Here is a 16,106-nt window from a genome sequence, read left to right on the forward strand (position 1 = left end):
ATGCCCCGCAGTAAAGCAGTTAGAGAAACGGTAATACAAAAAGGCCGTAGGTAGCATACGGCCTTTTTGATTATATTTACTGCCCTGACCAGGACTGAATGGATCTATCCCGAACCTGTAATTTTTGTGCCGGGGTGAGTTTGTTGTAGCCGTTACTCATACCGCTTTCCCAGTCGCCATACAGGGGATTAGGTAACACAATAAACTGTGTACCAAATTTGATTTGGTTATGACGGACAAATTCACGTCGCTCAGCATTTTCCTTATGGTAAGTGGCGGCGCCAAAATCATTCAGATTATCGCCGATATATAGCACGATATCGTTTCCGGCTGACTTGACGGCGTTAAAGCGTTCCTGCTTGTTCGAATTCCCGGTATTTAGCAATACAGTTTGCGCTGATACACCGGGGAAACCCAATTTAATCATGTTATCGCGGGTATCATTAAATTCTGATTGTTGACGGTTTGAGATATAAACCATCTTCCCGCCGTGGCTGTTAACATAGTTGGCGAACTGCACCGCGCCTGGAATAGCTGATGCCTGTTTGGCTTGAATCCATTTTGCCCAGCTTTTACTATCAAAAGGTTGGTCATGTTTGACTTGCCAGCCGCTATAAAGACTGTTATCCAGCATGGTTTCATCAAGGTCAACTACGACAACCTTTTTCTTGCCTGGCGCGGCGGATGCATTATCAAAAGCACTCCGTGCGGTGTTAAATGCTTGATAGCATAATGCCTGATATTCGCCTGATTCTTGGAACCAGTTAAGCGCCAGCACGCTCTGATTGGATAATGTGGCCTGTGCTTGTGCTTCCTGGTGCGCTTGCTGTGCACAGCCAGTTAAGGCCAGCAATACGACCAGTGTCCCTGCCTTGAAGGTCAAATTTCTCATTGTCTCTCCTGTATGTATTCTGCCTGATAAAAAACAAAACTCATCAAATCAGTACGACTATAGGCTGTAAAGCTATTCATGCCAGTTTTACACACCTTACTCAGTTCAGATGACGAGAAAATTTTATTTATGAACACATCGGTTTTTCGCCGGGAATTACCACGGTATATATAATGTAATGCTTTTTATTTATAACGAATTTTATAGATAACATCGTATTCTACGGATGAATTGCCTACTGACATCATACATAGAGACTACTTTATGAAACTGGAATCGCTGGCTTTACACCACGGCTATGTATCAGAAGCGACCACGAAATCGGCCGCTGTACCTATCTATCAGACAACCTCTTACACCTTTGATGATACTCAACACGGCGCTGATCTTTTCGATCTAAAAGTGGCAGGCAACATCTACAGCCGTATTATGAATCCAACGACTGACGTGCTTGAACAGAGGCTCGCCGCGATTGAAGGCGGTGTCGGTGCGTTGGCGGTTGCTTCTGGTATGGCCGCCATCGCCTATTCCATACAGGCATTGACTGAAGTCGGCGATAATATCGTCAGTACCAGCCAGCTCTATGGTGGTACTTATAACTTCTTTGCACACACGCTACCTCGTCAGGGCGTTGAAGTCCGTATGGCTAACTTTGATGATTTTGACGGGCTTGAATCGCTTATCGACGATCGAACGAAAGCACTGTTTTGTGAATCTATCGGCAACCCAGCAGGTAACATTGTCGATATTGCACGTCTTGCACAAATTGCTCACCGGCATGGTATCCCCGTGATCGTGGATAATACGGTGGCAACGCCTGTATTGTGCCGGCCTTTCGAACACGGTGCCGATATCGTGGTTCATTCACTGACTAAGTATATCGGCGGACACGGTACGACTATTGGCGGAATAATTATCGATTCAGGAAAGTTCGACTGGGTTGCTAATAAGTCTCGCTTTCGTTTATTGAGCGAACCCGATCCTTCTTATCATGGCGTGATTTATACCGAAACGTTTGGTCCTGCGGCTTATATAGGCCGTTGCCGTGTCGTACCGCTGCGTAGCACGGGTGCTGCACTCTCGCCGCATAGCGCCTTTTTATTGCTTCAGGGGCTTGAAACATTAAGTCTTCGCATGGAGAAGCATTGTAGCAATGCACAGGCGTTAGCCGCTTTTCTTCAGAATCATCCGTTGGTTAACTGGGTTAACTACGCCGCGCTTCCTGGCAGTCCTTATAAGTCGAACTGTGAAAAAATAACGTCTGGCAAGGCTTCAGGGATTGTGAGTTTTGGAATAAAAGGGGGCAAAGATGCCGGTGGACATTTCATCGACGCATTAAAAATGATCTTACGACTGGTTAATATCGGTGATACCAAGTCTTTGGCTTGTCATCCGGCCAGTACAACCCACCGACAGCTTAACCCGGATGAGTTGGCTCGCGCCGGTGTGAGTGAAGACTTAGTCAGGATTTCTGTTGGTATCGAGAATATTGAAGACATCATTGATGACATTTCACAGGCCCTGGACGCTTCTCAAAAATAATATCTTTGGCTCTCCTGATAATGATCACATTTCATGTCGAAAGACGGCATTAACGGAGAGCTAATAGGAAAATCCCCGCGACAAAACGATGTATTCATAAGCAGGATTTTTTCGTCATCTGAACGGGGAAAATCGCTATGATCCGAAGGGTAGTGAAGCTCATAAATCGCGTTTCATCGATAGTCAAATTATGGCTATTAAAGTTGGGCTGTAATGGACTTTTATGGAACTGAATGGGATGTTGTTTCTATTTTACTTGGTGATTTTATGCACCATGGGATGTGTGGAAAGTGGTTTTGGTGCCCTGCAGGAATCGAACATTTACTTAATCCTATGTTATTTAGAAATAATTAATAATACTTCAATATTTATAACAACAAATGTACCAACATTTTTAGTCGTGAATAACTATATTGTCAATTAAAATCAATTCATTACGTCACTGAGATATAGTGTACATCTCTGGATGATAAGAATCGAACACAGAACCAGCTACAGGCATCTTGAACGATTTAGATAAAAAATGCTTTCTTTCAGCGGCCTAACCCGCTACACCAAGAGTCTTGACGTAACCAAAAGATAAATCAGCGTTTACGCTGTTAATACAGTCAAGGAAATGGTAATACAGATGAAAGCCAGCGACACAATGAAGGCTGTCAAGCGGTGGTTCAAGTTAAGCAATTATGACGTTCTTGAAGAGATCACAGTTAACGACCTGAGTTATGAAATCAGTCGGCGTGTATCATTGCACCGACATGATTTTAGTAAAGAAGAGCACTCCCGGCATGAACGCTATCTGCAAGAAGAAGCCAAGATTCTGGCTGGTCATCCTCTTTTAGCGAGTTCGACAGAAAGAACCGCCCCAACTACTAAAAAGAAAAACCCTTTAGTGGATGCTCGGCTGCATGTCAGGCATATGACCGTCAACGACATTAGTCGCTACGAGGCACGGCTACGGGACCTTGATCTACTTCAACGAGTAGGTTACTCAGCTGATGCATCGTCTGTCCCGACATCAAAAGAGGTTGGGGTGCGGAAGCTGAGAGACATTGACGAGTTTGATGATGGGCATCCACTGTATTTGTGGTTAAACATTAAGTTCCTGACTGACGATGAGGTTATTGAGCATATCAAAAGAATGCTTCCTGAATGGCGAAAGGAGCATACCGTTGGCGGCCAGCAATTGGTTCGTTTCGGTTCGGACTAAGCACTGTCAAAAAGGTGATCAATCTCAGGGTTATCCCAATGCTGGATCTGCTGCTTTGGGCGAAGCGGAATGATGCCAAAATCTCTTATGAGCAGTTTTCCCGTCTCCTCTACCCTAACGACTCTGAAGTCATCAGAGGCGGCTCTCAAATCAAGGATACCGACAAGCCGTTTGCTGAAAAAGTTCTCAAGCGCGAATTTGATCGGCTGTTTAACCTCTGGCTGAGTAAAAACGATTACATGATGGATACCAAGGTAGCCGAAGCGATGAAGATGAACGAAAAAGAAGAGGAAGACGAGAGAAAAGGAAAGTAACTCACTTCCTGCACGTAGGGGACTGCCGACAAGTCTGGTCCCCATTCTTCAAAACCAGCGAAATCCACAAACTCCCATTTTCCCCGAAAATCATTTCTTTCGACTTCCTCATAAAAATCTTGTTTGCCAATCTCTGCATCCTGCGATCTCAATGTTTCCTACTATAGCTCTTGTCGAAACAACAGAGGAAAAGACAAATGAGAAATGAAATCGCAGGAAAAACATTAATCCGTGTTCCTGAAGTTCTGAGAAGAGTCGGATTTAGTCGAACCACAATGTATGAGCTTATCAAAGAAGGACGGTTCCCGGATAAGGTAATCATAGGGGCAAGATGTGTAGCTTTTGTGGAAAGTGAGATTGATGGCTGAACCAGAAGAAGCCAAAATTGTTCTGGTGAAAACCAATAACGGCTGGGCAGCTCGGTAATTACAGGAAGAATGCAATGAACTCTATCTATTGGGTGCTTTTCATTGGCCTGCTGATGAACATACCATCACTGATTCCGGTGCTGTTTCTACATAAGATATCAAAGAAGGTGAAGGTATCGATGGCACTGAGGCTTTTTCTGCTATAACTTACTCCATTATCAGGTTTCTTAATATCAATGACTTTCTTAACTAAAGATTTTGTGTGATTAGATTAATATAACATGATGCTTTGTTGATCGATATAGTTAAAGTATATTCATATAATTGATTGTTGTTTTATATACATATATGGATATGAAAATGAGCCGCAAAGATTTTGAAACTGTCAATTAAACATTAAAGGATTTCTATCTGACAAAAATATCAAAACAAAAATGTCTCATATTTTAGATAAAGGTACGAGTGATTGGGAAAAAGGGTTTCAGATTGAATTTGAATATTTTATTGAGAATTCGTTAGGACATAGTGCTAAACGAGAGGTTCGCGCTATTGCTGACCGGCGTCATCAGTCAGGTAGGAAACATATGTATGTTGATTTGATATTCAGAAAGAAAAATACTCGCATTGATCGGTTTATTTACCTTGAGTTTAAATTGGCTAAAAATCCGAAAACTTTAGTCAATAATATGTGGAAATATATCGTTGAGAACTACGAAATAGTAAAATCTCATTTTAATAACTCAGATAAAAAACGCAGATCTGTATGGAGTATTGATTTTTTTATAGAAATTTCAACCCAACAAGTTTGGCTAATGTGAACAGAAGTTTGGGGGAAGAGTATGCTGAAAACTTTTATATTTAACATGAGTCAATTTTTATGTGTAAATGTCAAAGTAAAAAATATTCAGATGAGTGTAATAAATTGGGTATTACCATCATAGATTCTGGTGCCGATGAGTAACTAATTACCGGATAGGTCTTAGATATACTCGTTGTCGAAATTTTTTGTGTGAGGAACCGCTAAAGTATTATCTCTGAATGCCGATACTGGTGGTGTAGATTCGCAATTTAAAAGGATACTGACATGGATATTACGTTTTCAGATGCTAAAGTTCTTAACAGTTTGATGGGGCACTCTAACTTAGTTCAGTTGACATATTCTGTTTCTGATTTATGGCTAACTTCTAATTCTGTAGTTCTATATTGCTCTTCTTTTCAAATCGTAATTCTCCGCAATGAAAATAATAATGTCATCAATATTATTAATTTAAGATCAAGTGGTGATGTAAATAGAGAAACGATCTTAGTTCCACCAAAACCTCTTGTCACAACATGTCTTCAAAATGAACTATCAGCAAATAGACCATTTAATATGTCATGCTGTGAGTTTTTTGATGCAAGTAATCATAAAAATCCTCTGGGGGGCTATATTTCAATCCAGTAATCATGCTTGTATACATATCGTGTAGAGAATACCAATAATAAAATTAGCTACTATAATTGTAGATTAAATATCCCTCCTTCATATAGATAATGTGAAGAGAAGGGTTTATAGATCCTAAAAATAATTGCTATGTTCAGTTTTGTTACTGGTAAGCCTATATTCTCGTAAAATATTATTTTTAGGCGAAGGATTTAAAGCCGGGGGGGTATTTATGATAAGTATATTTTTATTTGATAAAATGTAAATTTTAAATTATTTTATATCTATAAAAATATAGTTTTATCATATATGATTGAAGATTGACAAAGGCCACTTTATTACAGCGTGGCCTTTTATTTTAAATTATTTTTAGTGTGAATTCTCTAGTGTTCCATTTACTGAACTCATCACAAAGAATAGAAACAGTGAATTTAAATTCACCTTTTTTTAATGGGATTAATTTGAAATCATGTGGTATTGTCGAAATGCAATCCTGTCGAACACACTGAATTCTTCCTGTGATTACTTTTGGATTATCGTCAGAAATATAAAAGTAATCTTCATCTACAAGTGACCTGCTTAAAGATGGGATCATCGAAAGTGAGCCGTGATTATATTGCATATTGCTTCTGTGTGATAAACCAAATAAATCACGTGAAGCAAAATCTCTTATATTCCTCTCTTTCCCTTCATCCTCTTTTCTTTTAATGGCTAAATCTATTGGTGATGCAGGAAAGTATATTGAAGGTTTTTTAATGTCCTTAATACTTTCTGTATCTAAAATTTCAACTGCGTCAGGAAATGTTATTTTAATTGAAAGGTTATTAGCTTTAATCTCTCCGCCATTTGAAATTTGAAGTAAAGTTGAAGTTGAATGTACTTGTTCAAAGTATTTCATTTTGCTGTTGTATTCATCAACCTCCTGTGCGGAAGGGTTTCTCTCATTATAATGTGTAATATCTTCATCATATATATATGGTGTAAGATCTTCTGGAACATCAGTTCTGTAAAAATTAGGTTTAACTGTTTCTAGTTTTAATTTTGGGAGGTCATCTGGCTCTAATATTTTTAAAACTAGATTATCATCACTTAGGTCGATATCATTAATATGAAATGAAATAATTGGTGCTTTAATCTTATTAGATTCTTCCAGTTGTTGAATTTGTTTTTTTAAATGACTATTTTCCTCCATTGCATTAACTAGTTTAGTTAATACTTCAGGATCCCCAGAATCCCCTCGAATCCATCCAGTGCGTGGCTCGTCTGTAAAAATTTTATATAATGCTGCTGATACTTTGTGAATCAGATCATCTTCCGAATTCCATAAAGAACATAATTGATCACCTTTTATTTCTTCAATCAAAGAATTAAGTTTTTTTATTTTTTCAAGATCTGACTCTCTATTGGCTCGAGTGGTTTGATAGTTTTCATCAGGAATAAAACATAGAGTAGGCAATCCAATTTCACGAGCATATCGATATTCTTTTTCTGTAAAGCTTATACCATCAACTTCTGAAATGCTGCCATAACGTTCACCAATAATTAGTATATAATAGTCGCTATTATTAATAGACTTTTGAATAGTGTTCCATTGTTCTTTACCATTTGCAGAAAACATTTCCATTCCAGCAGGAATGTGATTCATGCTCAATATATGTTCTGATATTTTCTTGCGAGTCTCAATTAGATCGCTATATGTGGAGCTTATAAATATTTGATAACGTTTGGGGGCGTTCATGTAATACTCCTTGGCCTTCTATTAACCCATGGGAATAAATAATGTACATTAATTTTTATTCTCTGGGAAGTATAATGTAAGTCATTGTGAACATATATGAACGATTGAATTTCTATTATGATTTGATTCTATATCCCGGTGGTTTAAGTTTTGGGGAGGTTCTATCGTTCTGAAATGATGTTATGGCAGGAGTTAGATCCATACTTATGTCAATATGTACCTTTTTCTCCTTAAGACGGCTTGGAAAACGCCTGATCTCATCAGGTGTTGGACTATAATTGTCACTGTTAAATCTGGCACATCTTTCATGCTCAGCGCGTGGGACGTAGATGCCTTGAACTTCATCGAACAGTCATTGTCTTTTATCCTGAATGTATAAGATCAATATAATGATACCACAAAAAAGATAAAAAAATAAAACCAGTCCACTTTAGATTTTGTTATTAATATTTTCATTGATTATATATTCAACAGCCATGACCTGTTTTTTATTTTTGGTAATTAATTAGTACGTGAAATAAAAAAGGACGATGAAAATTAACAAACAAGATAAAAAAGGGTCTCCATGTTAGAACTCGTATTGGTACTGGGCGTGGATAGTATGATGGCTTTTATGCGTTTTCAGGATTTGGCAGTGGTACTAAAGTCATAGGGATTACAGCAATTTTTTATACAGGCAAGTTTAATGTAAGCGTCCGGCGAACTCGTATTGTTAACAAAACTCTGCTGCCACATGCTTCCCTCATTCAATACAACGAATCGGAGGTGAAATATGGCAAAACGGTATTCTCACAGTGAGCGACAACAGCATCTCGATGCCTGGCAACAGAGTGGATTAACCAAACAGCACTATTGTCAGCAACACGATTTGAACCCTGCCACCTTTTATTATTGGCTCAAACATCATCGCAATGACGCTACCGTGACCGTTCCCGCCGCCTTCATTCCAGCTCGCCGGGTTCTGCCTGAGAATAATGACGCCGACACCGTGACGCTCAACCTCCCCAACGGCTGTTCGGTCAGGTGCCTTCCCGCTCAGTTGCGGACCGTGATGCAGGCCTTGTCCCTATGCTAACGCCGCAGCATATCTGGCTGGCGCGAGAGCCCGTCGATATGCGTCGGGGGATTGATACCCTGACGCAATATATTACCGACCACCTGCACCAACCCTGGCAAGGGGAAGCCGCTTTTGTCTTCTGCAACAAGGCACGCTCGCGTATCAAAGTCCTGCGCTGGGACAAGCACGGTGTCTGGCTGTGTCTTCGTCGTCTTCATCAGGGCCACTTTATCTGGCCCAGGCAAGGTGATGTCGCCTGGCTGCTGTCACCCGAGCAGGCAGACTGGTTGATGAAAGGCATTGACTGGCAGCGGGTGGATGGCCTGGATTTAACCGGCTGGAAATAACAAAAAATAGTATTTAATACATTGATTATCAATGACAATCTGGTGCCACGTTGATAAAATGGTCGCATGAATATCGATGCCTTGCTGACCTCAAAAGACCCCGATGAACTGCGCGCTCTGGCGTTGAAATTACTCGCGGACCTCGAGCAGCAGACGCAGCGAAACCAGACACAAACGTGCTATATCCAGCAACTGGAAGAGGCGCTAAAAAATGCCCGCCAGTGGCGCTTCGGGCGTAAAAGCGAAGCCTTCCAGGGTGAACAGCGCGGACTGTTCGATGAAGATATCGCGGCTGATGCCGCCGATATTGAACAACAGTTGGCCACGTTATTACCCGAACCCAAAACCGACAAACCCGCCGTGCCCACACGCCGACCGCTGCCGCCGGAACTACCACGCCAGGATATTCACCTTGCCCCGGCATCCGATAGCTGCCCGGACTGTGGCCATGCCCTGCGCTTTATCCGTGATGAAATCAGCGAAAGGTTGGAGTATGTGCCGGCGCGTTTTATCGTGCATCGCCATATCCGCCCGCAGTTCAGCTGTGAACACTGCGATACCGTGGTCAGTGCTCCGCTGCCGGCACAGCTGATAGAAAAAGGCCAGCCCGGCCCAGGGTTGCTGGCGCAGGTGGTCAGCGCCAAATGCCTCGATCATCTGCCGCTCTATCGCCAACAGGTTATCTATCAACGCAGCGGTGTTGATATCCCGCGCAGTACGCTGGCGGGTTGGTTCGGCGCCGTGGGCGCGGCGCTCAAACCGCTGGCCGAGCGCCTGCATCACGACCTGCTGCAACATCCGGTGCTGCAAGCCGATGAAACCACGCTCTCTATCCTCGACCCTGGCAAAGGCAAAACTCAACGCGGTTATCTCTGGGCCTATGTGACTACCCACAGTGCCGAGCAGGCGATAGTGCTGTATGACTGTCAGCCGGGGCGCAGTGGTCAATATGCGCGCGACATCCTTGATGGTTGGCGCGGTACCCTGGTAGTAGATGGTTACGCCGGTTACCAGGCCTTGTTCGACAGCGGCCAGGCCCTGGACGCGGGCTGTTGGGCGCACGCCCGACGAAAGTTCTTTGAACTGTTTACCATCAATAAAAGCCCGGTGGCCAAACTGGCCCTCGACAGCATCCGTGAGTTGTACCAACTTGAGCGTAAAATCAAACAGCGTCCGGCGGATAAAAAACGCCAATGGCGACAGCGCTATGCGAAACCTAGACTGGAGGTCTTCCATCAGTGGCTGGTGTTGCAACAGCCGCAGGCCGCGCCCAACTCCGCGCTTCGCAAAGCGTTGGAATACATCCTGAAACGCTGGCCGGCCTTACTGCGCTATCTGGATGACGGGCGAGTACCCATAGATAACAACCGCTGTGAAAATGTGATACGTCCGGTGGCTCTTGGGCGCAAGAATTGGATGTTTGCCGGTTCGTTGCGTGCTGGGCAACGGATGGCGGCTATCCTGAGTCTGCTGGAAACCGCCAAACTCAACGGCCACGACCCGTATATCTGGTTGCGAGATGTACTGACCCGCTTGCCGACCTGGCCCAACAACCGAATCAGCGAGCTGTTGCCCTACGCCGAAAACAGCTTCAGTTAATATCTGCCAGCTTATTACATTATTTTAATCACACAACGCGACTTCGCCGTACGCTTACGTAGGAAAGACGTTTATACTGATTTGACTTTATGGCGAGATGATATCACATGCCTTGAAATAAAATTGGTTAGCGAAAGGATAACCCGTTGGTGGGGAGATGGATGTGGAAGCTGCAGCCCCGGAAGTTTCTCATATTCAAATGGTGTGGTCCAGATAGGGGTAAATCAAGCATTTGTTGAAAGAGAGTTTACTTTGTCATGGTGGTAATAGAAGACATCAATCCTGTGGGTGGAAACAGTAGTGCTTTAATATTCTAATTTGGTGGCTTTTTTCTCTAAGGCAATAAGAAAGAACCTTAGGTCCTTTCTTATTACAGTTTCTTCATTTACAGTTATTTCAATCTTTCTCGTTTTCAATGTTTGCGATGATTACAGTTCTGGAATGTAAGCAGTCATTATAGTTTTCAACTTGTAGCGTCTTGGTTTTATAATCAGGAAAGAATTGAACTACTCGTTCACTTTTAAAGATACTTGGGGAAAGTGGTTTTTTTGCATATGGATTATGAAATATCATCAGACCATCCAGAATATTTTCATTATACTCAGAAGGTTTGCATATTGTTCCTTTCGGCTTGCCTGTGGGGGGTACCGCCCAAACTGAACTTATTTGCCCAAGAGGATTGTTTTTATTCGCTATTGCAACTACTTTTCCCCAAGTTGCGTTGCAATTAAACATTACTGCGCTAATGTTTTCGTATTGTTCATCGCAAAAAAAACCAAGAGGGATTTCTGTGCCATTATCTTTTGTAATATAATCTAAATACTGGTTAGGCGGTCCGTCAGGATAAAGCTCTGGGTTGTCTAAATATGCGTCTTCATTTATATAGTCACTATACAACACTGCTCTAATTGCACGATCATACTGTAAGTTAAAATATGGCTGCTCAAATGGAGCAACTGCCAGTACAAATGATTTCCCTTTGACATGATCCAGCTTTGAATAGCTGCTGCTATATTTTTTTTCTTTTTGTTTTATAGCGTTACTGATCCTTACCATAGCTTCTCTATTCAGCTCTCCAAATCGATTTAACTTTGCCATTTCTTCTGTGGTGTATTTTTTATCCCATTCAGGTGTCTTATCTTTTGCGGCATTTGCTGTTGTCGCTTCAATAACTATTTGCGCATCAGGAATACAAAAGTCAGGTGAAGAGAAAGTAAAATCAACACTCAGGCCATAATGCTTCAAAGCAGCGTGTAAATATACCTCCCAAAAGGTGGAGTTGAAAGATGTTTGAAATTCCTTTATTATCTTGTTATCTCTGTCTACAAATTCTGCTGCCCATTTATTGAAAAGATTTTGAGCTAGCTTGTCATTCTTTAATAATACTCTTTTAAAGTTCTCATGAAATTTATCTTCATTGACTAAAGGTAAGAAAAAATCCATAGAAGATCCTTGTGATTATATTAATTAGAGTTGCAATCGAGATAAACTATTTTCTCTTTTGCCCATAGCTCTTGTGTATTTTTCACTCCATTAAACTGGAGTATTGCAGAAGGGTATCCAAATGTGCCTTTAACGGTTTCTTTTAGTTTTTCGTCAACAACTCCAACATTCAATGGGCATCCATAGCCTTTCATTCTTTCATTTGCCTGTTTCATTAATGAAATGTCAGAGTTTTTATCTATTATTCCATAGTATCGAAGGATGTTGTATCCTGTGAAAGTTAATGCTGTGACTGAAAGTAAAATAATAAAAATCCCCCCCAAAGTTAGTAATGGATATTTTCGACAGAATCCAACTATCTCTCTGGATTTACTTAGTTCTTTATTGTCAATTATTATTTGTGGTTTTTTGAAAGCAGATATGAAATCTAAGGATGGAAAAAATGTTATTCTTAGCGATTCTTTGGGATCTAATTTTTGGAATGTTAGTTCATATTTTTTTGGATCGTAATTGTATTTTATAATGCGGTGTGTTTTATTTGTTCTCACTATTGGGGCATAGGATAAAGGTGCCGTAAGATTAATCCTTATATTATCTAATACTTTTCCTGATAGATTTTCCACCCATACTTGAGCGGTGAAAAAACCTTCTATCTCTGCTTTATCATGTAATTCGGGAGGCAACAAACTTGGCATCGGTGCCTCGTATTGAATGTTCACAGCCTCCGGGGCGTCTTTGCTTAACGAGTAAAGAAATGTGAAAAAAGAGAGAGGGTTTATCAATGTTGAAAATCCTATTCTATTGATTAACTTAATGTAGTTACTATTGTTAGTATCTCATCCCTCTAAGAAGAATCAACCATCCTTGGTTGTAATCGCTATAATTTTTTAGCAAATTCAAACGGCCTGATCATACAGTTGCTGTTGGCATCAAGGAAATTAGCCCACCACTGGAGCATTAGGCGGCGTTCATCCAGATGTTCAGCCTTATGGATGTATGCGGCTCGAACAGAGCTACGTTCTTGGTGACTCATCTGTCGTTCAACGGCATCTCTTGACCATAATCCTGATTCAATCAGAGCGCTACAGGCCATTGTGCGGAATCCGTGGCAACAAACGTCTTTTTGGGTGTTATAACCCATAGCACGTAATGCCTTATTAATCGTGTTTTCACTGATAGGCTTGTCGGCATAGCTGAAACCTGTGAATACAAATTTATGAGCGCCACTGATGGCTTTGATTTCTTTCAGAATGGCGAGACTCTGCTTGCTCAGCGGCACCAGATGGGGACTCTTCATCTTAGATCCGCGATGAGAGAACTTGATGTTTTTAAGGGGTTCTCGTTCTGCAGGAATCGTCCAGAGCGCATTTTTGAAATCAAACTCTGACCAACGCGCAAATCGTAACTCGCTGGAACGAATAAAGGTCAACAAACACAATCGAACAGCCAATTGGGTAAGTCCTTTACCTTTATATGCCTCTATACGTTCCATCAATTCAGCAATACGTTCAAGGGAAAGTGCTGGACGATGAACACTTTTGACTGTTGCTATTGCTCCCGCCAGATCATAAGCCGGGTTATGCTCAATAAGGGCATTATGTACTGCATAACGCATAATGGCGGTGATACGTTGTTGAAGTCGTGAGGCCAGTTCCAGATGCCCGGTTTGTTCCGCTTTTTTTACAGGAACCAATAAATCACGAGTTTTCAGGTCAGTAACATTTCTTTGACCGATGATCGGAAAAACATGAGTGGTTAGGCTGTTGAGTATCAGTGTGCGGTGGCCTTCTGACCATGTTTTATTGCTGGAATGCCAGCTTCTTGCTACCGTTTCAAAAGTTAAAGCGCCACTCTCTTCAATTTTATCCGCTTTTTTCTTTTCGCTGGGATCAATGCCATTAGCAATCAGTTTTCTGGCGTTATCACGTCTTTCCCTTGCTTCAGCTAGGGAGACGGAAGGATAGACACCAAGCGCCAGCATCTTTTGTTTACCAGCGAAACGGTATTGAAAGCGCCAATACTTTGAACCATTTGTGTGGACAAGTAGATGCATACCAAACCCGTCAGTGAGCTTGATTGGCTTACTGGAAGGTTTTGCAGATTTAACTTTTAGATCAGTTAGCGCCATTGGTTGCACCTCCCTGTGTTGGTACAAAATATATCGAACTTACGATACCAACAGATATACCAACAAAGCAAGGTTGATGTAGGCGGACGTTAACGGTTTTTGGCGAACAACAGGATATGGTTAACTTATTGTTTTTTAGATGATTGGTGGCTATCTCAGGACGTTGTCGAACAAGTCTCTGGTGTCCCCAGCAGGAATCGAACCTGCAACTAGCCCTTAGGAGGGGCTTGTTATATCCGTTTAACTATGGGGACGTTAAGGGAGGTCATTATACTCAATTCTGCCTTGATCATAAGCACTTATCGGCTCGATTGCTCAATCCGCCACCACTCGGTCGTGATTATTTTTCTCCTATAGGATTTTTCTTCGCTTTTGGCGGTGGTGTCGTTATCTGAGTGTCCATGGTTGCCAACATCCAGTGCCTCTGCATCCGTAAATCTCGCTGCCTGATACGCCAATATAAGATGTAACCCTTTGACGGAGGACAATAGTCACCTGTGGTATTATTACTGCCACAAAAATTGGTGATAAACTTTCGATATGGAAGCACTGCACCTAATTTGTATCTATGCTAATCAGTAGGTTGAGTCTTGTGGTAGCGCCAGACATGGTCTGGATGGTGCTTACCACCTCGTCGCGGAATAATTCGGCAACAAAATTCAAAAGTGAGAAAATATGAAAGTGACCAGATGCATGTCTAACGCCGCTGCGGGAATGACCATGAAGGTATCGTCCAGCGTTTAATGGTGGAAACTGTTTATCACTTTTATGGTCTGCTTGAGGGTTACTGAGCTTCGTCTATTTACTGCACAAATATTACTGAGCCACGGCTTAACTGTCTGATTAGTGCACCATGCTGAGAAAAATGTAGCGGGAACATGCATGCCAATCACTCAATTGTGAAGAAATCGCACATTTGGCGCTAGCGCTACACAATTGGTTACAGCAGGATCCTCATACTGAAATAATGGGCCTTCGGATCTTATTTTCACCGCCGCTGAAGTGAGATCAAGTATCTGCGATTGTAGGCAAAGTAGATGCGGTGAAATAAAATGTTACACTGTTAGGAAGGCTATCACTTTATTTTCTTAATCCATTCTTAACTGAGAAAATAAATACACATTTCTGCCAAATGGCTACACGAAAATGATCAGGGAGAACTATTATGAATTTCCGCCTGAGTGGAGTGGTATTGACGAGTTTATTGCTCGTCGGATGCGCCAGTTCCAAGGAGTCCGCGCCACCACAGCGTTCAGACCCCTTTGAGGGCTTTAACCGTTCTATGTTCAACTTTAACTATTATGTCCTGGATCCCTATCTGATTCGTCCTGCCGCTGTTGTCTGGCGTGATTATCTACCGCAGCCTGCGCGTAATGGGCTTGACAACTTTTTTGGCAACCTGGCTGAACCAGCTGCCATGATTAACTATTTTATTGAAGGCAATCCTTATAGAGCGATGGTGCATTTTAACCGTTTCTTTCTCAACACATTGCTGGGTATGGGCGGTTTTATCGACGTGGCGTCTATGGCGAATCCTAAACTGGCGAAGGACGAACCACTCCGTTTCGGCAGCACGCTCGGGTATTATGATGTGGGTTATGGTCCTTACATTGTTTTGCCAGCTTATGGTAGTGCGACAATCCGTGAAGATGGTGGTGATGTCGTGGATACGCTTTATCCGCCATTGAGCTATCTAACCTTTTGGATGTCGGCCGGGAAGTGGGTACTGGAAGGATTGGAAAGCCGGGCACAGTTGCTGGATTCCGATGGCTTGCTGCGTAATTCGTCAGATCCTTATCTGGTGGTTCGCGATGCATACTTCCAGCATAATAATTTCCTGGCTAATGATGGCAAGTTCACGCCACAGGTGAATCCCAATGCGAAATCAATTGAAAGCAGCTTGAGTGAGATAGATTCAGGCAAATAACTATGCCAGTTTGTTCTCCAGAGCGCCCTGGCCGGGACCGGAGAGGTTGGCAATTATCGAGTCTGAACGGTTGCTGTTGCGTGATGCCGTTCACTTGAACCGGAATACCACGTTTGGTTTC

15 protein-coding genes and 1 tRNA gene are annotated in these 16,106 nt (G+C 42.1%); 10 read left to right on the forward strand and 6 right to left on the reverse strand.

The window, feature by feature from the left end:
- Positions 1–76 precede the first annotated feature (76 nt).
- On the reverse strand, positions 77–892 hold the full coding sequence (locus tag CWC46_RS10115; RefSeq protein ID WP_021016707.1) for a 5'-nucleotidase, lipoprotein e(P4) family: 816 nt from the start codon (positions 890–892) through the stop codon (positions 77–79).
- Between the two features lie 264 nt (positions 893–1,156).
- On the opposite strand from CWC46_RS10115, the gene CWC46_RS10120 reads away from it, so the two are divergent.
- From CWC46_RS10120 to CWC46_RS22830, 6 genes are all read left to right on the forward strand, one after another.
- Entirely contained in the window at positions 1,157–2,434 is a 1,278-nt protein-coding gene (locus CWC46_RS10120; RefSeq protein ID WP_021016706.1) for an O-acetylhomoserine aminocarboxypropyltransferase/cysteine synthase family protein, read from the forward strand.
- Between the two features lie 628 nt (positions 2,435–3,062).
- Positions 3,063–3,641 (forward strand): DUF6387 family protein, encoded by a 579-nt coding sequence (locus tag CWC46_RS23480; protein WP_021016704.1) that lies wholly within the window; start codon positions 3,063–3,065, stop codon positions 3,639–3,641.
- 38 nt (positions 3,642–3,679) lie between these two features.
- On the forward strand, positions 3,680–3,955 hold the full coding sequence (locus CWC46_RS23485; protein WP_021016703.1) for a DUF6387 family protein: 276 nt from the start codon (positions 3,680–3,682) through the stop codon (positions 3,953–3,955).
- A gap of 197 nt (positions 3,956–4,152) precedes the next feature.
- Positions 4,153–4,323, forward strand: a complete 171-nt coding sequence (locus CWC46_RS10130) for a helix-turn-helix transcriptional regulator (protein WP_021016702.1) — start codon at positions 4,153–4,155, stop codon at positions 4,321–4,323.
- Between the two features lie 434 nt (positions 4,324–4,757).
- A complete protein-coding gene (locus CWC46_RS10140) occupies positions 4,758–5,141 on the forward strand; it encodes a hypothetical protein (protein ID WP_021016701.1) in 384 nt (127 codons plus the stop codon).
- Positions 5,142–5,407: 266 nt separating this feature from the next.
- On the forward strand, positions 5,408–5,767 hold the full coding sequence (locus CWC46_RS22830) for a hypothetical protein (RefSeq protein ID WP_021016700.1): 360 nt from the start codon (positions 5,408–5,410) through the stop codon (positions 5,765–5,767).
- 337 nt (positions 5,768–6,104) lie between these two features.
- Here the strand turns inward: CWC46_RS22830 and CWC46_RS10145 are convergent, their stop codons facing one another.
- A complete protein-coding gene (locus CWC46_RS10145; RefSeq protein WP_021016699.1) occupies positions 6,105–7,484 on the reverse strand; it encodes a DUF4062 domain-containing protein in 1,380 nt (459 codons plus the stop codon).
- A gap of 772 nt (positions 7,485–8,256) precedes the next feature.
- Here CWC46_RS10145 and tnpA point away from each other — a divergent pair.
- The 3 genes from tnpA to tnpC all read left to right on the forward strand — a co-directional run bounded on the left by tnpA (position 8,257) and on the right by tnpC (position 10,487).
- A complete protein-coding gene (gene tnpA, locus CWC46_RS10150; protein ID WP_021016698.1) occupies positions 8,257–8,559 on the forward strand; it encodes an IS66 family insertion sequence element accessory protein TnpA in 303 nt (100 codons plus the stop codon).
- Positions 8,553–8,888: an IS66 family insertion sequence element accessory protein TnpB gene (tnpB, locus tag CWC46_RS10155; protein WP_101377488.1), complete on the forward strand. Its 336-nt coding sequence runs from the start codon at positions 8,553–8,555 to the stop codon at positions 8,886–8,888. The genes tnpA and tnpB overlap by 7 nt, the downstream gene beginning before the upstream one ends.
- A gap of 66 nt (positions 8,889–8,954) precedes the next feature.
- Entirely contained in the window at positions 8,955–10,487 is a 1,533-nt protein-coding gene (tnpC, locus tag CWC46_RS10160) for an IS66 family transposase (RefSeq protein ID WP_101377489.1), read from the forward strand.
- A 396-nt stretch (positions 10,488–10,883) separates the two neighbouring features.
- Here the strand turns inward: tnpC and CWC46_RS10165 are convergent, their stop codons facing one another.
- From CWC46_RS10165 to CWC46_RS10180, 4 genes are all read right to left on the reverse strand, one after another.
- Positions 10,884–11,930, reverse strand: coding sequence for a hypothetical protein (locus tag CWC46_RS10165; RefSeq protein WP_021016695.1), 1,047 nt, complete (start codon positions 11,928–11,930; stop codon positions 10,884–10,886).
- A 20-nt stretch (positions 11,931–11,950) separates the two neighbouring features.
- Positions 11,951–12,625, reverse strand: a complete 675-nt coding sequence (locus CWC46_RS10170; protein ID WP_021016694.1) for a hypothetical protein — start codon at positions 12,623–12,625, stop codon at positions 11,951–11,953.
- Between the two features lie 182 nt (positions 12,626–12,807).
- Positions 12,808–14,058, reverse strand: coding sequence for a tyrosine-type recombinase/integrase (locus CWC46_RS10175; RefSeq protein ID WP_021016693.1), 1,251 nt, complete (start codon positions 14,056–14,058; stop codon positions 12,808–12,810).
- 179 nt (positions 14,059–14,237) lie between these two features.
- Positions 14,238–14,312, reverse strand: a tRNA-Arg gene (locus CWC46_RS10180).
- Between the two features lie 911 nt (positions 14,313–15,223).
- Between CWC46_RS10180 and mlaA the strand changes: the two genes are divergently transcribed.
- Positions 15,224–15,985 (forward strand): phospholipid-binding lipoprotein MlaA, encoded by a 762-nt coding sequence (mlaA, locus tag CWC46_RS10185; RefSeq protein ID WP_021016692.1) that lies wholly within the window; start codon positions 15,224–15,226, stop codon positions 15,983–15,985.
- Positions 15,986–16,106 lie beyond the last annotated feature (121 nt).

Origin of the sequence: Prodigiosinella confusarubida, from assembly GCF_002847015.1 — a bacterium.
In the GTDB taxonomy this organism is placed as follows: Bacteria; Pseudomonadota; Gammaproteobacteria; order Enterobacterales; family Enterobacteriaceae; genus Prodigiosinella; species Prodigiosinella aquatilis.